Origin of the sequence: Mycobacterium cookii (assembly GCF_010727945.1) — a bacterium.
In the GTDB taxonomy this organism is placed as follows: Bacteria; Actinomycetota; Actinomycetes; order Mycobacteriales; family Mycobacteriaceae; genus Mycobacterium; species Mycobacterium cookii.
On record NZ_AP022569.1, the window covers coordinates 4,380,974 to 4,400,537 of the forward strand.

The 19,564-nt window shown below is 66.1% G+C and carries 20 protein-coding genes and 2 pseudogenes; 12 read left to right on the forward strand and 10 right to left on the reverse strand.

The genetic code is table 11. The features are described from left to right. Positions 1 to 161: 161 nt before the first annotated feature. Entirely contained in the window at positions 162 to 677 is a 516-nt protein-coding gene (locus G6N27_RS20500) for a nitroreductase family protein (protein WP_163779595.1), read from the forward strand. On the opposite strand, the gene G6N27_RS20505 is transcribed toward G6N27_RS20500, so the two are convergent. Both G6N27_RS20505 and G6N27_RS20510 read right to left on the reverse strand, forming a co-directional pair. Further along, positions 678 to 1,253: a zeta toxin family protein gene (locus G6N27_RS20505; protein ID WP_163779597.1), complete on the reverse strand. Its 576-nt coding sequence runs from the start codon at positions 1,251 to 1,253 to the stop codon at positions 678 to 680. Then, positions 1,250 to 1,681 (reverse strand): TA system antitoxin ParD family protein, encoded by a 432-nt coding sequence (locus G6N27_RS20510; RefSeq protein ID WP_163779599.1) that lies wholly within the window; start codon positions 1,679 to 1,681, stop codon positions 1,250 to 1,252. The genes G6N27_RS20505 and G6N27_RS20510 overlap by 4 nt, the downstream gene beginning before the upstream one ends. Before the next feature lie 196 nt (positions 1,682 to 1,877). Here G6N27_RS20510 and G6N27_RS20515 point away from each other — a divergent pair, with 196 nt between their 5' ends. Continuing rightward, the gene (locus G6N27_RS20515; protein ID WP_163779601.1) at positions 1,878 to 2,915 is read left to right on the forward strand and encodes a C40 family peptidase; all 1,038 of its coding nucleotides are present in this window, start codon (positions 1,878 to 1,880) and stop codon (positions 2,913 to 2,915) included. Here the strand turns inward: G6N27_RS20515 and G6N27_RS20520 are convergent. Further along, the gene (locus G6N27_RS20520) at positions 2,912 to 3,718 is read right to left on the reverse strand and encodes an adenylate/guanylate cyclase domain-containing protein (RefSeq protein ID WP_163779603.1); all 807 of its coding nucleotides are present in this window, start codon (positions 3,716 to 3,718) and stop codon (positions 2,912 to 2,914) included. The genes G6N27_RS20515 and G6N27_RS20520 overlap by 4 nt on opposite strands. A 270-nt stretch (positions 3,719 to 3,988) precedes the next feature. On the opposite strand from G6N27_RS20520, the gene G6N27_RS20525 reads away from it, so the two are divergent. From G6N27_RS20525 to G6N27_RS25735, 5 genes and pseudogenes are all read left to right on the forward strand, one after another. Then, entirely contained in the window at positions 3,989 to 5,341 is a 1,353-nt protein-coding gene (locus G6N27_RS20525) for a serine hydrolase domain-containing protein (RefSeq protein ID WP_163779605.1), read from the forward strand. Between the two features lie 50 nt (positions 5,342 to 5,391). After that, positions 5,392 to 6,156, forward strand: a complete 765-nt coding sequence (locus tag G6N27_RS20530; protein WP_163779607.1) for a class I SAM-dependent methyltransferase — start codon at positions 5,392 to 5,394, stop codon at positions 6,154 to 6,156. A gap of 99 nt (positions 6,157 to 6,255) precedes the next feature. Beyond that, positions 6,256 to 7,191, forward strand: a complete 936-nt coding sequence (locus tag G6N27_RS20535; RefSeq protein WP_163779609.1) for an alpha/beta fold hydrolase — start codon at positions 6,256 to 6,258, stop codon at positions 7,189 to 7,191. Between the two features lie 59 nt (positions 7,192 to 7,250). After that, a pseudogene (locus G6N27_RS25730) lies at positions 7,251 to 7,973 on the forward strand (BadF/BadG/BcrA/BcrD ATPase family protein); the annotation flags it as partial. A 105-nt stretch (positions 7,974 to 8,078) separates the two neighbouring features. After that, complete coding sequence (locus G6N27_RS25735; RefSeq protein ID WP_372513065.1) at positions 8,079 to 8,948, forward strand: N-acetylmuramic acid 6-phosphate etherase; 870 nt, start codon at positions 8,079 to 8,081, stop codon at positions 8,946 to 8,948. Between the two features lie 36 nt (positions 8,949 to 8,984). Here the strand turns inward: G6N27_RS25735 and G6N27_RS20545 are convergent, their stop codons facing one another. Beyond that, positions 8,985 to 9,860, reverse strand: coding sequence for an extracellular catalytic domain type 1 short-chain-length polyhydroxyalkanoate depolymerase (locus G6N27_RS20545; RefSeq protein WP_163779613.1), 876 nt, complete (start codon positions 9,858 to 9,860; stop codon positions 8,985 to 8,987). Between the two features lie 98 nt (positions 9,861 to 9,958). On the opposite strand from G6N27_RS20545, the gene G6N27_RS20550 reads away from it, so the two are divergent. After that, complete coding sequence (locus G6N27_RS20550) at positions 9,959 to 10,243, forward strand: hypothetical protein (RefSeq protein ID WP_163779615.1); 285 nt, start codon at positions 9,959 to 9,961, stop codon at positions 10,241 to 10,243. On the opposite strand, the pseudogene G6N27_RS20555 reads toward G6N27_RS20550, so the two are convergent. Beyond that, positions 10,222 to 10,985 (reverse strand): annotated as a pseudogene (locus tag G6N27_RS20555) (TVP38/TMEM64 family protein). The gene G6N27_RS20550 and the pseudogene G6N27_RS20555 overlap by 22 nt on opposite strands. Positions 10,986 to 11,030: 45 nt before the next feature. On the opposite strand from G6N27_RS20555, the gene G6N27_RS20560 reads away from it, so the two are divergent. Next, a complete protein-coding gene (locus G6N27_RS20560) occupies positions 11,031 to 11,972 on the forward strand; it encodes a class I SAM-dependent methyltransferase (protein WP_163779619.1) in 942 nt (313 codons plus the stop codon). On the opposite strand, the gene G6N27_RS20565 is transcribed toward G6N27_RS20560, so the two are convergent. Both G6N27_RS20565 and G6N27_RS20570 read right to left on the reverse strand, forming a co-directional pair. Further along, on the reverse strand, positions 11,969 to 12,805 hold the full coding sequence (locus G6N27_RS20565) for an NYN domain-containing protein (protein ID WP_163779621.1): 837 nt from the start codon (positions 12,803 to 12,805) through the stop codon (positions 11,969 to 11,971). The genes G6N27_RS20560 and G6N27_RS20565 overlap by 4 nt on opposite strands. Further along, positions 12,802 to 13,341, reverse strand: a complete 540-nt coding sequence (locus G6N27_RS20570) for a DUF998 domain-containing protein (protein WP_163779623.1) — start codon at positions 13,339 to 13,341, stop codon at positions 12,802 to 12,804. The genes G6N27_RS20565 and G6N27_RS20570 overlap by 4 nt, the downstream gene beginning before the upstream one ends. A gap of 131 nt (positions 13,342 to 13,472) precedes the next feature. Between G6N27_RS20570 and G6N27_RS20575 the strand changes: the two genes are divergently transcribed. After that, positions 13,473 to 13,820, forward strand: a complete 348-nt coding sequence (locus G6N27_RS20575) for a VOC family protein (protein WP_163779625.1) — start codon at positions 13,473 to 13,475, stop codon at positions 13,818 to 13,820. Here G6N27_RS20575 and G6N27_RS20580 read toward each other — a convergent pair. Next, complete coding sequence (locus G6N27_RS20580) at positions 13,817 to 14,707, reverse strand: SCO6745 family protein (RefSeq protein WP_163779627.1); 891 nt, start codon at positions 14,705 to 14,707, stop codon at positions 13,817 to 13,819. The two genes, G6N27_RS20575 and G6N27_RS20580, sit on opposite strands and share 4 nt — an antisense overlap. A 101-nt stretch (positions 14,708 to 14,808) precedes the next feature. Here G6N27_RS20580 and G6N27_RS20585 point away from each other — a divergent pair, with 101 nt between their 5' ends. Next, complete coding sequence (locus G6N27_RS20585) at positions 14,809 to 16,368, forward strand: B12-binding domain-containing radical SAM protein (RefSeq protein WP_163779629.1); 1,560 nt, start codon at positions 14,809 to 14,811, stop codon at positions 16,366 to 16,368. 218 nt (positions 16,369 to 16,586) lie between these two features. Next, positions 16,587 to 17,132, forward strand: coding sequence for a phospholipase D-like domain-containing protein (locus G6N27_RS20590; RefSeq protein WP_163779631.1), 546 nt, complete (start codon positions 16,587 to 16,589; stop codon positions 17,130 to 17,132). Here the strand turns inward: G6N27_RS20590 and G6N27_RS20595 are convergent. Further along, positions 17,129 to 18,862 (reverse strand): sulfatase-like hydrolase/transferase, encoded by a 1,734-nt coding sequence (locus G6N27_RS20595; protein WP_163779632.1) that lies wholly within the window; start codon positions 18,860 to 18,862, stop codon positions 17,129 to 17,131. The two genes, G6N27_RS20590 and G6N27_RS20595, sit on opposite strands and share 4 nt — an antisense overlap. Further along, positions 18,859 to 19,302, reverse strand: a complete 444-nt coding sequence (locus G6N27_RS20600) for an SRPBCC family protein (RefSeq protein ID WP_163779634.1) — start codon at positions 19,300 to 19,302, stop codon at positions 18,859 to 18,861. The genes G6N27_RS20595 and G6N27_RS20600 overlap by 4 nt, the downstream gene beginning before the upstream one ends. Between the last annotated feature and the right edge of the window lie 262 nt (positions 19,303 to 19,564).

Here is a 19,564-nt window from a genome sequence, read left to right on the forward strand (position 1 = left end):
CCTGCGGGCCGGTCACACCTTTCGCGCGATGAGGTGTCTTCCGAGCGCGTCGATAACTGGATGGTCGACGAGCGTCGCGAGGTGATCAACGCGCTGGAATACGGGTGGGTCATTCGGTTTAGCTCGGGGTAGGTAACGGCACATACGAGGGGAGCAACGAGATGGAAACCTGGGACGCAATCCAAGCCCGACGCAATGTGCGCCAGTACAAATCCGATCCGGTGTCAGACGATGACCTCAATCGGATCGCCGAGGCGGGCTGGCGGGCACCGTCGGCGAAGAACCGCCAAGCGTGGGATTTCGTGATCGTCACCGACAAGACGCAGCTGAAGAAACTTTCGACGGTCTGGCAGGGCGCCGGCCACATCGCGGGCGCCGCGGCGGCGATCGCCTTCGTGATCCCCGAACCGCCCGACGAGCGCCGGAGAGTCACCGACCAGTACGACGTCGGGCAGGCCACGATGGCGATGATGCTGGCCGCCACCGACCTCGGCATCGGCACCGGTCATTCCTCGGTGGGGGATCAGGATAAAGCGCGCGCCATCCTCGGCGTCCCCGAGGGTTATCAGGTGGCTTACCTACTCGGAGTCGGCTATCCGGCTGACCGGGCGCTCAAGCCGATCCGCAAGCCGAATCGGCGACCGTTCGAAGAGGTTGTGCACCAAGGGCATTGGTGATCAGGTCGCGTTATGCTTTAAGACTTCAGGCGTCCACAACGGCCAAGCCGACGGGCCGACGCAAAAGCCGTCGTTCATCTGAGCGACGATGAGGGGTCCTTTGAGCCTGCTGCTGTCGTAAACCGTCGCCGAATCGCAACGGATGATCGCAGTAGCGACCAGTCCCCAAAGACGTTGGTAGCGTTCGCGAATTTTGTTCTCGGGCACATCGTGTCCACCGGCACTGACTCGGCGCCGGACCCGCTCGACCGCCAGCTCCTCGGGAATCAGCAGAACATGCAGCACGACCGTGTAGTCCCGCGCGTGGGCTGCATCGATGAGTTCCAGCTTCGACGGATGGGAGAACACGGTTTCGGCGATGAACGACGCGCCCATCCCGATGAGCTTGGCTCTCGTTTCTGCTGCCACCCGCGCGGCCTGATACGAATGCGAGGCGGGGTCCTCGGGCCAGCGCTGTTTGGCAATCTCGTCGGCGTTGACGAAGGCGCTGCCAGGCAACAGCGGCGCCAGCGTGAGTTCGACGAACGTTGTCTTGCCGGCTCCGTTGGGTCCGACTACGAGATCGAGCCGCTTCATCGGGTGGGCGTGGCGCTGGCCTTCCTGCGCCGTGCCGGGCGGCGTTTCGCGGTCAGCGTGACCGACGACCCGTCAGGCCGGTGCTCGACGATGTCACCGTTGTCATCGAGAGCCACGGTGGTGACGCCGCGTTCGGCCAGCAGCTTTCCGTAATTCGATCCCGCAAGGCTCTCTTGAATGGCCGCGGCGACCTCGGCGTTGAACACCGCGCCCTCTTCGACGCTGAGTTCGCGCAGCTCCAGATCACCGGCCAGCGCGGCTTCGACCCGCCGCCGGGCCGCCGTCTGCTGGCTCGATACCGCGCGCCCCACCCGCGCCCAGTGGTCAAGCTGCTGCTTGGCCGAGCGGCTCTGTCGCGCGCCCTCAGTCGCGGCGCTGTCCATGAGGTCGGCCGCAACTCGAGTTACCCGGTCGGCAGTGTTCGTCATGAGTCCTCCCGGTGTTGCAGTCTGCTACAAATGTAGCAGACTGCAACACAGCTAACTCGTTCGGGCATAGCCGTGAGATGGGCCCCGACCCGCGGCGCCAGGCATCGGCCATAGAGCCCATGGTCGGGCGCCGACGCCAGCGAGATCGTCGCCCGGTTACCGGACACGCCGGCGCAGCTCCGATAACGTCGAAGCCGTGACCGGCGCCGCGACCCGAGCAGTGCTTGCCGGTGTGTTGTCCACTGTGCTGGCGGCGGCGTCCGTGACCGCTGATCCCGCCCACCTCTCCGCGTCGCCGGCGCCGCGCAGCGCTTACGTCGCAGTGTCGGTGGCCACGGTGTGGACCACGCCGCAGAGCCCGCGCCCGGTTGACCGTCGCGCCCTGACCAATCCCGTCGATATTCGCGGCTGGCTGTCCGACATGACGCTGGACCAGCAGGAAGCGCTCACCGGTGACAATCTCAACCAGACGCAGGCCCTGTTCGGCGACCGCGTCTTGGTGGTGCGTGAGCAGGGCGACTGGGACGAGGTAGTGGTCCCCGGCCAGCCCACGCCCAAGGACTCCCAGGGCTATCCCGGTTGGATTCCCAAGGCGCAGTTGACCATCGACGTGAGCTACGGCGCACTGAAGGACCACGCTCCTTTCGCGGTGGCCGACCGCGGCGTCACCACCTGGCTTTATCGCGACTCCGCACTGTCTCATCGAGATCTCGAGATCAGCACCAACACCAGGCTTCCCGTCCTGACCCGCACCGACAAGGCCGTCCAGGTATTCGCCCCCGATCGCGGCCTGGAGTGGCTGGATGCCGAAACGGTATCGGTCTACGAAAAGCCCACGGACATACCGCATCCCACCGGAGTCGATCTGGTTCGGTACGCCGCGACATTTGTAGGCATTCCGTACGTCTGGGGTGGCGTTTCCGGGTTCGGGATCGACTGCTCGGGTCTGACCGCCGCCGCCTACCAGGTGCACGGCATCACCTTGCCGCGCGACGCCGGCCCGCAAGCCGCCGACCGCCGGGGCCGCCCGATCGACAAATCCGCGTTGCAGCCCGGCGATCTGCTCTTCTATTCGCACGGCGGTAAGGATCCTGTCAATCCCGACGACATGTACCACGTGGCCATGTATTCCGGGAACGGCGAGATGATCGAGGCATTCGACAAGTCGGCGCCGGTGCGCATCACCCCGGTTCGACTCGACGAGGACTACTGGGGCGCGCGCCGCTACCTCTAGCTCGCGACCGTGATCCGGCGCGCCGTCACGGGTTCGGCTTTGCCCTTGAGGTCGAGCGTGACCACCTCGCCCCTGTCGACGGCAGCGATGCGCGCAACGCTCTCGGGCATGACGATCTGGCCCCCGGCTGCAACGCTTTGCAGCCGCGACGCGGTGTTCACCACGTCGCCGATTGCGGTGAAGTCGCGGACCTCGCCCTCGCCAACCACCCCGACGAACGCCGGGCCGACGCCCAGGCCGATCCCCACCTCGAGCCGCGGGCCCTTGGCCGAGTCGCGACCTTGCCTACGCAGAATGGCGTGAGCGTCACTCACCATCGCGTCGACGTAGCGGCCGTCGGGCGTGAGGGGCGGAAAATAGAGGCCCATCACTTCGTCACCGATGAGCTTGTCGACGATCCCGTGCTGGACGATCACCTGCGTGAGCTCGGCGTAGAACCGATTGAGGCGTTCGGCCATCTCGTCCGGTGGGAGCGTCTCAGCAAGCGCGGTCGAGTTGCGGATATCGGCGAAGAGCACCCCGATGGTCATGGTCATGCCGCCCTGGGGCGCCGCCTCGAAGCACACCTTGCACCAACGCGGATTCTTTCGCGACGGGCCCTTTTCCATCCGCCGCATCAGCCAGCCGCCGACACCCGCGAACGGGTTGCCACAGGCTTCGCACCGCGGGGCGGACGGCAGCTTCGAAAGCATCCGAATTCCGCGCCGAATCCTGGCGTGGCCGAATAGTTCGAAGAACCGCGCCCACTCCTCCGCGTTGGCTTGCGCACCCTCGGGGCGCTGAGGCGTGCCGTGATTCGGCATCCCTCATTTTCGCACCGGATGCGCATACTTGGGCACAACAGCCGCAAGTTGTCGCTATGAGGCGGGCATAGAGCGTTCCCTCGATCCGAGAGGCTTATGTGGCGGATGTGACTTTGGCCGCGCGCGAGCCGGTTGCGGCGCGATCCGCTCCGCGACGAGACTGATCCTGTGGAGCCGGTGAGGGCGGTGCGAATAGCCGTCGCTATTGCAGCGGCTTTGCTGGTGTTCGTGGCGGCGGCTTCGGCCAGGTATGTAGTGAGCAGGAGGGGAATGCCAGCTCCCGCAACCGAATTCGCAACAATCTCGACGCTTATGAACGACGCAATCGCGGCAGGGAAATTGCCAGGTGGTGTGGTGGTGATCGGGCATGGCGGCACAATCGCCTTCCACCGCGCCTACGGGTCACGCAAGCTTGCCGGCGAGCCGGGGCTGGACGGTTCACCCGCACCCGCCGAGCCAATGACCGAAGACACGATTTTCGACATCGCATCGTTGACGAAATCTCTTGCAACGGCGACCGCTGTCATGCAGCGATACGAACACGGCGAGGTTCAGTTCGACGATCCCGTGCAGAAGTATCTGCCCGAGTTCAATCCGGCGAACGATCCCCTGCGTGCACTGGTCACGGTCCGTATGTTGCTGACGCACACTTCCGGCGAACCGATCGACGTCAACCTCCAAGATTCTTGGGGACTGGAGGCAGCCGATAAAGCAGAAGGCGTTCATCGCGCGCTCACCACGCCACTGCAGTCAGGTCCGGGTGAGGAATTCCGTTACGCCGACATCAATTACATCCTGCTTGGCGCGCTGATCGAAAGACTTACCGGCGAAGACGAAGACGTTTACGTTCAGCGGAATGTCTTTGCGCCGCTCGGTATGGACGAGACCCGCTACCTTCCTCTGGCCAAAGCTTGCGGCCCACATACGAATCGGGGAGCTGCGATTGCCTGGGCTCCGGGGCCGCAAGGGCCCTGTCCTGCCGGCACCTGGAGCACCAGCCTGTTGCCGCGCATCGCGCCAACCGCCATTGACGATGAAAGCAAAGCCGACCCGACCAAGAATCCCGACTTTGGCTACCTGCTTCGCGGTACCGTGCATGACCCGACGACACGTCGCATGGGGGGCGTGGCCGGGCATGCCGGTGTGTTCTCGACGGCGCACGATGTCGGCCTGTATGCCCAGGCGTTGCTTGATCGGCTTGCCGGCCGCCCCAGCAAGTTTCCACTAGGACAGGCGACTCTGGCTTTGATGACTACTCCTCAGCAGCCCGGACACACAGCCGGACAAATCTCGGCAGCTAACGGTGCTGCCCGTGAGGCCATCGCAAAGACACCGAACACAACAGATCCTCTGCTCGCGCCGAACTATCCGGCGATCAAGGATCAACGACTGTTCGGCTTTGGGTGGGATATCGACACGGACTTTTCTAAGCCGCGTGGCCTGATCTTTCCCATCGGCAGCTTTGGCGCCACCGGGTTTACCGGGACGTCGCTGTGGATGGATCCGGGCTCAGATACGTACGTAATCCTGCTTGCGAATTCAATTCATCCGCGAGGCAGACCACCAATCTCAGCTCTGCGAGGTGACGTGGCTACGGCGGCAGCCCAGGCCCTGCGGATTTGAAAGCAGCTACCTCACCCATATCCGTACTACGCCGGTCTAGTGTCGGTTAAATGTCACACGCTCTACCGCCAGATCGCCAGGCTGACTACGGAATCGACGGTTCGTTCCACACCCTCTCCGCCCGCCAACAGGCGATCGGCATCGGCGTCCAGGCGTCGGCGTTAGCGGTATGGTCCGCGGTCAGCCTTATCCGCGGCAAGCGCCTGACCGCTGCGCTGACCGGCATCTCAGCAACAGGCATCGCCGCAAGCACCGCCCTCTACATCTATGCCACGAAGACCGGCAAGTTCGAAGTGTGGAATCGCGTTCTCGACGACCTCAACCTCAAGGGCGACGAGACCGTGCTCGACATGGGCTGCGGCCGCGGCGCCGTGCTCCTGGCCGCGGCCAAGCGACTGCCACACGGGCGTGCCGTCGGCGTCGACATTTGGCAGGCCGACCAGACCGACAACTCAGAGTCGGCCACGCTGACCAACGCGGAACTGGAGTGCGTCGCCGACCGCATCGAACTGCACACCGGCGACATGACCGCACTACCGTTCGACGACAACAGTTTTGACGCCATCGTCAGTAGCCTTGCCATCCACAACATTCCAACACGTGAGGGACGGCGCCACGCCCTGAACGAGGCGATGCGCGTCCTCAAGCCCGGCGGCCGCCTGGCCATCGCCGACCTATGGGAGACCCGCCAGCACGCCGATCACCTCAAGCAGCAGGGCTGGTTGCAGGTAAATCGCCGCAGCGTCGGCTGGCGAATGTGGTACGGCGGCCCGTGGATTTCGACCCGATTGGTCACCGCGACAAAGCCCGGCTGAACCAGGCGCGAACACTTCCCCAACGGTGAGAAATCTGTTGGTTGCCAAGGTTATGTCGATGATCGGCTGGTCAGCACACCGCCTAGACTCTGGAAACCGATGAGCCTGAGCAGCCGTCTGCGGCATCCGCCCAAAGTTCCGCGCGTCGAGAAGCCGCGCGCAGAGGGCCAATTCCACCTGACCGGCGGCCGACGCCTGGGCTACGCCGAGTTCGGCAACCCCACCGGCCCGGTGGTGCTGTGGTTTCACAGCACGCTGGGCGCGCGACGGCAATTCCCGATGATCGGGCGGCGCGCGGCCGAAAAGCTCGGCCTGCGGGTCATCATCATCGAGCGACCGGGCACGGGCTGGTCCGACTCGCATCGCTACGGCTCGGTCAGCGACTGGGTCGCCGACATCGCGCAGGTGGCCGACGCGCTCGACGTCGAGCGGCTGGGCGTCGTGGGTCTTTCCGGCGGCGGGCCCTACGCCCTGGCCTGCGGCGCGCTGGCCCCGCTGGTCGCTCGGGTGGCTGCCGTGGCCGTCTTGGACGGCACCGTCCCGTCGGTCGGCCCCGAGGCCACCCCAGGCGGTGTCGTGGATGTCGCGCACCGCTTCCACCGGCTACTCACGCAGTTGCGCCGGCCGCTGTCCGTGCTCAGCACGATCCTGCTGGCCCCCTTGATTCCCTTTGCGCACTACGCCTATCGGATCTACGCCAGCCGGTGGCCGGAGGACGACCGGCGCGTGCTCGCCGATCCAGAAGTTCAGGCGATCTTCGTCGACGACATGGTGAATGCTTTCCACGGTCGCTGCCTGGCGATGGTCGACGATGCTCGACTATTGGGGCGCGATTGGGGTTTTCGGTTGGTCGATGTAAAAGTGCCGGTGCGGTGGTGGCACGGCGACACCGATCACGTTGTTCCCATCGCCGGCGTCCAGAAAGCCGTAGCACTGCTGCAAGACGGCGAGCTCGTCGAGCGATCCGGCGAAAGCCACCTCGGCGGCTTTGCCAAGATCGACGAAGTGCTCGAGTACATGCGCGCATCTCTCTGAGCGGCAACGGCTTTCGTAACTCAGTCAAGATTCACCGCTCCTCGTGACAGGATTGTCCGGTGATCCTCGCCGTCGACCTCGGCAAGACATCCTGCCGGGCCGCAGCAGCCGGCCGGAGGGCCGAGGGTGCGGGCGCGCCGGGGCTCGCGACGGCTGACGGCGTGCAGGCCGCGGAGGCGGCGATCCTGTCCGTCGCGCGCGAGTTCGGCCCGGTCGACGAGGTGATCGTGGGCGCCGCCGGGGCGCTGGCCGCGCCGGATGCGGCGCGCGCGCTCGGCCATGCGCTGCTGAGATCGCTGCGGGCGGAACGCGTCGCGGTCACCAGCGACGCCGTGATCGCCCACGCGGGCGCGCTGAACGGGGAGCCGGGCGTTGTGCTGATTGCGGGCACCGGCGTCGTGGCGCTCGCGATCGATGCGGACGGCGCGCTGCGGACCGCCGACGGCTGGGGGCCGTGGCTGGGCGACGAGGGCAGCGGCGCGTGGATCGGCGCCGCCGGCTTGCGCGCGGCACTGCGCGCCCACGACGGCCGCGGCCCGTCCACCACGCTGCTCGACGCCGCCCGCGCCCGCTTCGGGCCGCCGACGACGTGGCCCGCGCAGCTCACCAATGCCGCCGCGCTCGCGTCCTTCGCGCCCGACGTCCTCGCAGCGGAGGGCGACACCGCGGCGAGGGCGATCGTCAGCGCCGCTGCCGAAGCGCTCGCCGCGACCGCCCGCGCGGTGGGAGACGGCCCGGTCGCGGTAGTCGGTGGACTGGCTGGATCTAACGCGTTACGCGAGCAGCTCGACCTCGTCCCAGCCGCCGGCGACGCCCTCGACGGCGCGCTGCGCCTGCGCGCGATTCACGAGCCGCACGTGATCCGGGTAGAAGCCAAAGCCGCTGTCCTGCAAAGCCTCGACGCGCTCGCCACCGAGGGCACGCGGCCGGACCTGGACGACCTCGACGCGAGGCCTATCGGTGAGGTCGTCGCGCTGCTGGTCGCCGCCGAGGGCGAGGCGCACGGCGCTGTGGCGGCGGCAATCCCGCAGATCGCGGCGGCGGCCGAGGCGATCGCCGCGCGCCTGGAGCGCGGCGGCCACCTGATCTACGCGGGCGCCGGAACAGCCGGGCGACTCGGCATGCTCGACGCGGCCGAGTGTGGGCCCACGTTCGGCACCGACCTGGTGCGAGGCGTGATCGCCGGCGGCCCGGCGGCGCTGACCGAGGCGATCGAGGGCGCCGAGGACGCGTTCGATCCCGCCGATCTCGCCGATCTGACCGCCGCCGACGCGCTCGTCGGGATCACGTCGTCGGGCCGCACGCCCTACGTGCTCGGAGCGCTGGAGCACGCGCACGGTATCGGAGCGCTGACCGTCGCGATCGTCAACAACCCCGGCAGCGAGGCGTCCGCCGACCTGGTGATCGAGCTGCTGACCGGGCCCGAGGTACTCGCCGGCTCGACGCGGCTGACCGCGGGAACGGCCCAGAAGATCGTGCTCAACGCGCTCTCGACGAGCGTGATGATCGCCCTCGGCAAGGCCTACGGACCGCGGATGGTCGACCTCCGCCTGACCAACGCGAAGGTGCGCCGCCGCGCGGTGCGGATCGTCCGCGACGCTGCCGGCGTCGACGAGGACGTCGCGACAGCCGCCCTGGCCGCTGCGGGCGGTCACGCCAAGACCGCGATCGTCGCGTTGCTGGCGGGCGTCGACGCGGCCGAGGCCGTCGTCCGGCTCGACCGGGCACGCGGACACGTGCGCGACGCGATCGGCTAAGGCGCAATCCGCTTGGGGCCGTTGATTATCCGCTGCTCACGCAGGGTGGGCCGCGAAAAACCGCCAGATGGCCTCGGTGGCGTTCAGCGCGTGCGACGTCGGGTCGGCTCGCTCGAGAGCGGTGTTACCGCCGGGCCATTCGTGCCGACCGCCGTCGATGGTGATCAGCATGACGTTGCGATGGTCGGCGCACGCGGCGGTCGATGTGGTGACCAAAGCGTTGGTGGCACTATCGGGTGGGCCGCAATGATCGACATTGCGCCAGAACGCGTTGACGTCAGCGATCGGTGGCCCGTTGACGAAGCTCGTGCCCTTTCCGCCGTCGTACGGAACGAGCCGGTCGGCGGTGCCGTGGATGTGAATCACCGACGTCGGGTGCGGCGCGGCGCAGGCGTCGAGCTGGGTCGCCGAGTTCGGACCGATGGCCGCGAAGATGCCGCTGTTGCAGGCCAGCGTGTAGCTCATGATGCCGCCGTTACTCATTCCGGTGGCATAGACCCGTGACTTGTCGATCGCCATGGCGGCACTGATCTGGCCGACCATCGCGGTGATGAAACCGACGTCGTCGACGTTCTCACGGGCGGCCAGGCCACAGCAGCCGTGCCCGTTCCAGGCCCGCCCGACGCCGTCCGGGTAGGCGACGACGAACTTCGCCGAATCGGCCAATGGGTCCCAGCCATAAGAGTTTTCGGCTTGCTCTCCGCTACCAGACACCCCGTGCAGCATGACCACAAGCGGTGCCGCGGCTGTCAGGCCCGCCGGTTGATGTACCCGGTAGCTGCGGTTCAGCCCGCCAAATGCCATGGTGTGCAAGCTTGTGCCGTCCCGAAATCTGGTCTCGTTCCGAGCCCCCGCCCAACACCCCGACACGGCAAGCAGCACACCGATCAGAGCGGCAAGCCGAAGGAGCATAGTTCGAACCTACGGGCTTCGCGCTCGTCGTGCGGCCCAGGCACCGAAAGCGTGCGATCCCTTTGATAGAAGCGCGTGCTGCGTTATCGTCCGGACGAATGGACAAGCCTCAACCAGGAGGACGCATCGTGCAGATCTCGAAGTTCCGTCTTGCCGTCGCCGGCGTAGTGACCGCAGCCAGTTTCAGCCTCGCGGGTGCCGGTGTGGCCGCCGCCTATCAGCCCCACATGGTCAATGCCCGGGAGCACCTGAACCAAGCCCTGTTCGAGTTGCAGACGGCCGACCCGGACAAGGGTGGCCACCGCGACATGGCGGTCGACCTGGTCCACCGGGCGATTGACCAAGTCAACATGGGCATCGACTACGCCGACCTGCACCCGTAGCATCTCGCTGCCCTGAAAAGTCGCTCAGAGGCGGGCAATTCGCCTACTCGTCCGGCGGCGCCTCGGCCTCGTGATGCGCGGAACGCCAGTGCTTGACGGCCCGGCGCGCGGCGAACGCGCCGGCCACAGCGGTCACGCACCACACTCCGATCGCGGTGTAGGCCAACGCCGGTGACTTGTTGCCGATCGACGCGCCCAGCGCGGTGTAGACGAATGCCCGCGGCACCGAGCCGATGAACGCGCCAACAGCCATCTGCCACAACGGAACTCCGAACGCACCGAACGCGTAGGACGCCAGTGCATCGGACAGGCCGGGGACGAAGCGCTGACCGACCACCGCCCACAACCCGCCGCGTTCGATCAGCCCGTCGATGCGTTCAGAGCGTGACGCCCCGAGCAGCGCCCGCGCACTGTCGCGGCCTGCCCGACGGCCGAGAAGGCTCGCGACCACCGCGGTGCCGACCGTCGCACCCAGCGTCACGAAGACACCCAGCAGCGGTCCGAACAACAGCCCGCTGCTTGCCGCCAGGATCGGGCCCGGCACGAAGATCGCGCCCAGCACCGCCGACACCACGACGTAGGTCAGCGGAGCCAACGGCCCCGTCGCCGCGACCGTGCGCCGCACATCCTCGATGTTGACCACATGCCGAACGGCCAGCAGATAGAACATCGCCACCAGGAAGACGACGAACACCGCAAGCCGTACGACGTGAGGTCGGCGGGAAGTGGCTTCAGAGGTCATGTTGGCCGTGATTCTTCCGCATACCGCCTCACGTAAGGTCGGGGCGTGGCGAGAACCGACGACGACAGCTGGGAAATCACCGAAAGCGTGGGCGCGACGGCACTCGGCGTAGCCGCCGCCCGCGCCGCCGACACCGAGAGCGACGACCCGCTTATCAACGACCCGTTCGCGCGGGTGTTCCTCGACCGCGTCGGCGACGGCGTGTGGAACTGGTATGGCGGCCCTGAGCTGCCCGCCGAGGTGGTCGCCGCCGAACCCGACATGCCGCAGCGCATGCAGGCGCTGGTCAGCTACTTCGCCACGCGGACCAAGTTTTTCGACACGTCGTTCATCGACGCCGCCAACGCCGGCATCCGTCAGGCGGTGATCCTCGCTGCGGGCCTGGACGCCCGGTCGTGGCGGCTGCCGTGGCCCGACGGCACCACGGTCTACGAGCTCGACCAGGACCGGGTGCTGGACTTCAAAGCCACGACTTTGCGCGAACACGGCGCAGAGCCGAAGGCCAACCGGGTCGAGGTCAAAGTCGATTTGCGGCAGGACTGGCCAACAGGGTTGCGGCAGGCCGGTTTTGACCCGTCGGCCCCGAGCGTCTGGTCGATCGAGGGCCTGTTGATGTACCTGCCGGCCGCGGCCCAGGACCTGCTGTTCACCCGCATCCAGGAGCTCACCGCGCCCGGTAGTCGTCTCGCCGTCGAGGGGCTCGAGCCCGACTTCGCCGACCCCGAGTCCCGCGCGCAGCGACGTCAGCGGATGGATCGGGTCCGCGAGCTGATGGCGAAGACGGACTCGCCGATCGAGGTGCCCACGACCGACGAGCTCTGGTATTTCGAGGAACGCGATGATGTCGGCGACTGGTTACGCCACCACGGGTGGGATGTGACCGTGACGCCGTCCGACCAGATGATGGCCAGCTACGGCCGCGCGCCCGCGCAGGGACTCGGAGATGCCGGCCCGGCGCACCTTTTGATCTCTGCCACGCGGACCTAGCGCAAGCGCACCAGCCGCGTCGTCGAACTCTCGTCCAGCTCCACGATGTCGGTGCGGGACCGCAGAAAGTCGCTGAAAGACTTGAATCCCAAGGACTTTTCACTGAACGACGGGTCCATCCGCTTCATCTGCGCCTTCACCGCCGAGTTGTGTAGCCAATCGACGTCGTCCTTCTCGGTGCCGATCTGCAACGCACGAGTCAGCAGCGAGGTGGCAGCGGCTTGGTCGTCGGTTGCGGGCGCCTCGTCCGGTTCGGCTTTCGTGCGACGTGGCTTCGGCGCGACGGGGACCCCGGGCAGCGCGTCGTAGATGACGAACTCGTCGCAGGCCGCCGCCAGCGCCCGGCTCGACGAACCCGCCACCCCGACGCCGACCACGTAGCGGCCGAGCCGCTTACAGCGCTGCGCCAACGCGATGTAGTCGGAATCGCCGGCGACGATCACAACATGGGTCAGGTCGGGCAGCCGGAACATATCCTCGACCGCGTCGACCGCCAGCCGGATGTCGGCACCGTTCTTGCCGTAGGCCGCAGCCGGGAAGAGCTGCACCAAATCGACTGCGCGGCCGACTAATTGCTCGCGGTATCCGGTGTTGACCTCGGCTGACCAGTCGGCGTAGGCGCGGGTGAGCACCAGCGTGCCGAACGAGGAGGCGAAGTCGATGATCGCGCCGACGTCGACGGTGGCTCGCTGCAACTGCTCGGCATGCTTCTCCAGACCTTTGGCCTTGTCTTTTTGAAACGAGTTGCGGCCGTTGACCTGGTCGTAGCGGGAGATGACGATGTTGTCGAAGTCGAGGTACACCGCAACACGGCCCTCGCCGGAATCTGTCATTGGTCCAGTCTCGACCATAAAACCCCGACCGCGGTCAACAATTGCCAGGCGAGGATCGAATAGACGCTGCACCGCTCCCAGGCACCGTTACGCGCCACAGCGAAGATCGCGAAGCTGAGCAGGCCGAACACCCCGAGTCCCAGCGACACCTTGCGGTAGGACGGCCCGCCGACACGAGATCCGGCCAGGATCGCGGCGTTCCCGCCCACGATCGCCAACACGGCGCCGACGCCATGCGCGGGCACTCCGCGGTGGAACGTCGCGACCAGAATGTTGCCGAGAGCATTCTCGGCCGCAAAGCTCAGAAACAGCGGGGCTCTGTATAAGAACATTGCGCCGACCAGAAACAGCGTGCCCTGAACGCAGAACGCCATGTTCATCAGGACAGCCCGCGGGGAGGCGCTCGTGCCGAGATCGCTGATGAAGTTCTGGGTGTAGCTGTAATGCGGAAAAGCCGCAGCCGCAACGGCTTCCAGGATCAGATACGTCATCGGCCCGACGATCCAGGCGATGCTCAGTCCCGATCGTGATGGCATACCGCCTCCAGTTTGATCCCGATGTGACCGAGCATCCTCTGAGTATCGGCCAACCGAGCGCCGAGGCTGACTAGCCTGGCCATCATGATCGGAAACATTGATGGATATGCCAGCAGGCGTCAGGCCGCATCATGACTGAAGTCAAGATGGTCATCTTGTCGACCGACGACCTGGACGAGTCGATCCGGTTCTATAGCGAGACCCTGGGCATGTCACTGAAGTTTCGCGACGGCGCCCACTTCGCCGCCCTGGACGGCGGGCCGGTCACGCTCGCGCTGGCCACCTCGGTCGACCACCCGATCCCCGGGCAGGTTGTCGTCGGGATCAAGACCGACGACGTCGACGCCGCAGCGAAGGCCGTCGAGGACAGCGGCGGCGGCATCGTGAAAGGCCCCTACGACGACGCGCACGAACGCCGCGCCGTCGTCTACGACAACAAAGGCAACGGGATCGTGTTCTACCAACCGCTGGCGCGCTAAGACGTCAGATGCGCGCTGCCGTCGTCTAATTCGTTGCGGCGCAACGCCATCGGCGTGACCGCGGGCACGTCACCGCCTTCGACTACCGCGCGGGTGATCGGCGTGAGCGCCTGGAACAGCGTCTCCACCTCGTCGTCGCTGAGCGCGTCGAGCACCGACACGGCAAGAGCATCGGTGCGGGCCTCGATCTCATCCTTGAGTGCGCGCCCGGTGTCGGTGATCGACCCGTCGCCGTCGAGCAGACCCCGCTCGGCAAGCCGCCGCTCCTGCTCGTGCCACGCCTCGTCGTCGTAGTCGCGGGTGCGGGCGATGTACTCGCGCGGGATGCCACCGGCGGCCGCATGCAAGACGTTGCATTCGCGACCCGTGACACCGGCGGCACTGAGCACCGCCGTGTGCACATCGCCGCGATGCTCGCGCAGCAACGTGGTGGCCTGCCACAGCGCGGCAAGCGGTTCGTCCGGCCAGGGCAGCGAGCGATTCGCGGCGAACAGCGGCCGCCCGCACAGCGGAGCAGTGCGTGCCGCCTTGCCCGCCAATTCCGCGGCGGTCGTGACATTTTCGTCGGACTCGATGCCGTACCGGCGCAGCACCGCGACCGCGGTCTCCAGGCGGACGCGCAAAGCGTCCTCGGGACCGGCGATCGCCCACGCGGCGGGCAGCGCCTTGGCCACCCGCTCGGGCGCGAAGTTGTAGAAGATGGCCGTCACCACCTCGGGCGGCACCGGACCGAGCGGCGCCGACCGCGCGGCGAAATAGCCCATCCAGTAGCCCTTGTAGCCCAGCCCGTCCAGCGCCTCGCGGACTTCCGGCGCGAAGTATGTCACGCCGTGCACCGGCTCGAACCGATCGAAGAAACGTCGTGCCAGCCCAGGTTCTCTCTGCACGATCGCCAAGCTAGAACACTTCAGTACTTACGCGCAATCTCTTTACGTGCGAAAATGTGTTTCCGGCTAAGCGGTCCATGGGGGGCACCGAAAGGAGTCCTGTGGCCGATATCGTGTTGATCAATCCTCGGTTCCAGGTGTCCTACTGGGGCCTTGAGCACGCACTTCCGTTGCTTGGTAAGAAATGCAACCTACCGACCGCCTGCCTTCCGCTGCTCGCGGCGTTGACGCCCGCCGGCCACTCCGTGACCATCGTCGACGAGAACGTTGAGCCGATCGACTACGACCGTTTGGCGCGGGCCGACATCGTGGGGCTCACCGGCATGACGGTCCAGCGCGCCCGAATGCTCGAGATCCTGCGCGAACTGAAAACCCGTGGCGTCTTCACGATCGTCGGGGGTCCCTGGGTCAGCGTGCAGGAAGACTACTTCGACGGCCTCGCCGACGCGATCTTCGTCGGCGAAGCGGAAACGACCTGGCCACAGTTCCTCGAAGAATGGGCCGAGGGCCGACATCAGTACCGCTACCAGCAGGCCGAGCCGACCGACATGACGCAGGTGCCGGTGCCGCGCTACGACCTGCTGAAGGCCAAGGACTATCTGTTCGGCAGTGTGCAGTTCAGCCGCGGCTGTCCGTTCCAGTGCGAATTCTGCGACATCATCGTCACCTTCGGTCGCCGGCCACGGCTGAAGACGAGCGCGCAGGTGATCGCCGAGCTGGAAGCGATGCGCAAGCAACACCTGAAAATCGCGTTCATCGTCGACGACAACCTGATCGGCAACAAGGCCGCGGTCAAGGAGCTGCTGCGCGAGCTCGCCGCGTGGCAAGTCGCCGAGGGATATCCCTTCACGTTCTTCACCGAGGCGTCGCTCAACCTCGCCGAAGACGAAGAACTGATCCAGTTGATGGACGCCGCCAACATCGTGACCGTCTTCATCGGCATCGAAAGCCCCAACGAAGAATCGCTGCGCGAGACGAAGAAATATCAGAACGTCAAGAAGACCGGGTCGATTGTCGACCGCGTCCGCACAGTGCAGGACGCCGGCATCGAAGTCTGGTGCGGCATGATCGTCGGCTTCGACCACGACGACACCCGGATCTTCAAGGCCCAGCACGAGTTCCTGCGCCAGACCGACATCATGCACGCCATGGTCGGCATGCTCTCGGCGATCCCGAAGACGCCGCTGCACGCCCGGTTGAAGAACGAGGGCCGCCTCGACCTCGACGACGAACAACCGTTCGGCACCAACGTCATTCCGCTCGGCATGACGCGTGAAGAGTTGCGCGACGGGTACGTCGACCTGATGAAGGAACTCTACGATCCCGACTTCTACTTCGAGCGGCTCGAGAACCTGTTCCTCACAAGGAAATTCGATTGGGCACGCGCCCGCAACGCCTACTGGCGCAAACACCCGTGGCGGAAGCTGAAGTCGCAGTCGGTCGATGCCGTGCTGGCCACCGGCCTGTTCCTGCGGCTGATGAAGAACGTGCCCGACCCGAAATTACGCCGGATCTATCGGCGTCGGATGGCCACCATGCTGCGTCGAAGGCCCGATCCGAGTCTGTTGTTCATCTGCGTGATCAAGTGCGCGATGCACTACCACCACTACACCATGTCTCGGCAGATGGCCGAAAAACACCAGCTGATCAACACGTTCTAGCGAGCTTCGGCGATCTCACCAGCCCCTTCAGCCACCAGCTGGAGGACTAGTTGCTTCTACGAATTGAACGCGTATGCGATATCAGCGCCCGGGTGATATCACCGGCGCCTGCGTTTCCAAGATCATTTGGCCCCCGACTCTCTGGTGCTCAGGTGGCTGGTGTGACCGCAGGGACGACTAAAGTCCCGGGTGTGACCGATCAGTAAGGAGCAATCGCGATGGCACTGGATTCGCTGACCGCACTGGACAAGCACAAAGCCGCGCCGTTTCCGCCCGGCTATCCCGACACCATCCGCACGTTCTACAGCCCGGTCGACCAGGTGCACGACGCCCTCAAGGACCTCTTGGAATCAGCCAACAAGAGCATCGTCGTCGCGATGTACGGCTACGACGATCCCGAGCTGCACTCGGTGCTGTTGTCGGCGTTGAACGACGAAAAGCTGTATGTGCAAATGAGTCTCGACTCCAGCCAGGCCGCGGGCAAGGCCGAGCATCAGCTACTGGCACCGTGGCTCAACCACAAGATCGGCAACAGCATCGCGATCGGCCACAGCGAGAAGTCGGCGATCATGCACTTGAAGATGGTGATCGTCGACGGTGTCGACATCATCACCGGGTCGACCAACTGGTCCAGCGGCGGCGAATCCAAACAGGACAATCAGCTGACCGTGATCCGCGATCCCTACGTGGCCGCCGAAGCCCGCTCTCGCATCGACATCATCCACGACAGCATGCTCAAGCAGATGGCCGCGGCCAAGACCTAACTCGGCCGCCGAGACACATACGGCCACGGCTGATTTCGCTCGGGTATCGAGTTCGCCCGCGCCTGCTTCAACTGCGCCCGCAGTTCCTGCCGTAGCTCGTGCAAGCCGGGATCGGTCCACCGGTTGTCGGCCTCGGCCGGATCGCTATTGAGGTCGTAGAGCTCCCACTGGTCGTCGAGCGGGCTCATCCGGTACGCCTCGCCGCCCAGCCCGTTGGCCGCGAGGTGACGCACGCCCGGTTCGGTCCAGGTCGCCGGATCGTCGAAGGTGCGCACCAGCTTCCACAGCCGGCCGTCGACGCGGGCCACCAGGCCTTCGAAGTTGGACGCCACGTAGGCGGGAATCCGGATGCGCAGCGGCCCAGGCGGATTCGACGTCCGTCCGAGACGTCGCGCTACACCTGAGGCGCCGGTGTCGCCCTCGAGGATGTTGTCGCGGGTCATCAGATAGACAGCCCGGCCGTCATCGGCCGCCGCGCCGCCCACGACCGGCGTCAGGTCGCGGCCCGGCAGCGGATGCACCTCGGTGAAGCTCTCGCTGAGCTGAGCGGCGGTCGCGGTGACGTCCACACCGGCGGCGGCCAGCAGCGTGGGCAGCAAGTCGACGTGCGACGTCGGCGCCGTGACGACGCGTGGCGACGTCGCCTGCGCACCGATGCGGGCGATCACGAACGGCACCCGGGTCGCCTCGTCGTAGAGGTTGAACCACTTCTGGTGCAGCCCGCCGTGCGCGCCGAGCAGCTCGCCGTGATCGGAGGTGCGCACCAGGACCGCGTTGTCCGACCCGCCCTCGGTGACCGCGCGGCGGACCCGGTCGATCGGCCCGTCCACCTCGGCGTGCAGCCGGTAATACAGGTCGCGGTAGCGCTGCGCGTTGCGCTTGTACGCCCGGTCGACGAACGCAGGGGGGCCGTACCCGGAGGCATATGCCTCCCGGAACGCGATCTGCGCGGCCGGCTTGGTCGCCAGATCCTCGTCGGCGGTCGGCGCCGCGGGCACGTGCGGCGGATCCAGCGGTGACGCCTTCAGCGGGCTGCGGCGCACCCAGCCGGGGAACAGCACGATGTCGTGCGGGTTGACGAAGCTGGCCACCAACAGGAACGGACGCTGCGCTGCGGGGTCGCCGGCGCGGCGGGCGGCGTAGCGGTCGATGAGCCAGGTGACGACGCGGTCGGCGACCAGCGGGTCACGCCGCACGCCGGAGTTGCCCAACAACGCGCCGTGCGGCTCCGGCCCGACCCATCCTGAGAAGCCAAACGGCCCAAGGGGATCGGCGTCCAGATAGCGTTGCACCGCGGCGGGGTCGACAACGCCGCGGGCGTCGTTGGTGGCCACCACCGAACCGTTGGCCTCGTGCAGGTCGGCATGCGAGATGTGCCACTTGCCGTCGTAGTGCGTGTCGTATCCCGCGGCCCGAAACCAATTGCCCATCGTCGGCACCTCGCCGGGACGCAACCAGCGCATCCGCGAGTCGTCGGGCATCTTGCCCAGCCCGTCGGTCTGGGTGACGCCATGCAGGTCGGGGTAGTGGCCGGTGAAGATGGTGGGACGACTCGGCGCGCAGGCCAGCGAACCGGTGTAGTGCCGGGTGAAGCTGACGCCGTGCTCGTCAAACCACTTGCGGCCGTGCAGCGTTCGATCGCGCCAGGCGAGCAGTTCGGGCGATTCGTAGGGTGGTGTCGCGCGTTCCTCGTCGGTCATCACGACGATGATGTCGGGCTGACTAGTCACGAGGCCTTCTCCAATCGACGTGCAAGACCGGCGAGCATGATGTCGGACTGCCGAACCTGAACGCGGCACACCGCGCGTTCAGCGAGCTTTTGCACTGGGCGAGAGCCGATCTCGACCGTGCTGGTCAGTGTTACGGTCGTTGCCCCGTCGCCGGCCGGCTGCAGGCTCCAGCGATTGTTGAACCGGCGCAGGCGCTTCGGCAAGCCCTCGACGTCGTACGCGAGTGCATGGGTTTCGTCGAACTCGGTGATGGTCTCCACCAGGGCGTTGCGGCCGATCTGCACTCGCCGCGTAGTGCCGACCGGCTCGCTGGCCTCAGAAAGGATGCACGAGTGGTCGATGTTGTCCGCCCATGAGCTGATTGCACCGAAGTCCGCGAGGACATCCCACACGTGTTTCGGGTCGGCCGCGATGGTGCGGCTGCGCTCGATGTCGGCCACCGCATTACCGTACGCGGTCGACGCGTGCGGTTATTGAGAAGATCGGGGACCAAAGTCACTGCTTTCGCGACTTTGATCCGATCCAAGCCGGCAGCTGGCAAACTTCAGTGACTAGCCGCTGACCAGGTGAGACGACCATGATGAATGCCGCGATAGCTGGGATGAGTCGGGGCGTCGCGGTGCGTGCTGGCCGACGTCTACACCGTCCGGTATCAAGCCGGTTGCGCAACGCCCTCCTAGTCGATCCGCACACCGCGGCACT

Coding starts and splice junctions, on each gene's coding strand:
- G6N27_RS20500 (WP_163779595.1), top strand. CDS start 162: ATGGAAACCTGGGACGCAATCCAAGCCCGACGCAATGTGCGCCAGTAC.
- G6N27_RS20505 (WP_163779597.1), bottom strand. CDS start 1,253: ATGAAGCGGCTCGATCTCGTAGTCGGACCCAACGGAGCCGGCAAGACA.
- G6N27_RS20510 (WP_163779599.1), bottom strand. CDS start 1,681: ATGACGAACACTGCCGACCGGGTAACTCGAGTTGCGGCCGACCTCATG.
- G6N27_RS20520 (WP_163779603.1), bottom strand. CDS start 3,718: ATGCCGAATCACGGCACGCCTCAGCGCCCCGAGGGTGCGCAAGCCAAC.
- G6N27_RS20525 (WP_163779605.1), top strand. CDS start 3,989: ATGCCAGCTCCCGCAACCGAATTCGCAACAATCTCGACGCTTATGAAC.
- G6N27_RS20530 (WP_163779607.1), top strand. CDS start 5,392: ATGTCACACGCTCTACCGCCAGATCGCCAGGCTGACTACGGAATCGAC.
- G6N27_RS20535 (WP_163779609.1), top strand. CDS start 6,256: ATGAGCCTGAGCAGCCGTCTGCGGCATCCGCCCAAAGTTCCGCGCGTC.
- G6N27_RS20545 (WP_163779613.1), bottom strand. CDS start 9,860: ATGCTCCTTCGGCTTGCCGCTCTGATCGGTGTGCTGCTTGCCGTGTCG.
- G6N27_RS20550 (WP_163779615.1), top strand. CDS start 9,959: ATGGACAAGCCTCAACCAGGAGGACGCATCGTGCAGATCTCGAAGTTC.
- G6N27_RS20565 (WP_163779621.1), bottom strand. CDS start 12,805: ATGACAGATTCCGGCGAGGGCCGTGTTGCGGTGTACCTCGACTTCGAC.
- G6N27_RS20570 (WP_163779623.1), bottom strand. CDS start 13,341: ATGCCATCACGATCGGGACTGAGCATCGCCTGGATCGTCGGGCCGATG.
- G6N27_RS20575 (WP_163779625.1), top strand. CDS start 13,473: ATGACTGAAGTCAAGATGGTCATCTTGTCGACCGACGACCTGGACGAG.
- G6N27_RS20590 (WP_163779631.1), top strand. CDS start 16,587: ATGGCACTGGATTCGCTGACCGCACTGGACAAGCACAAAGCCGCGCCG.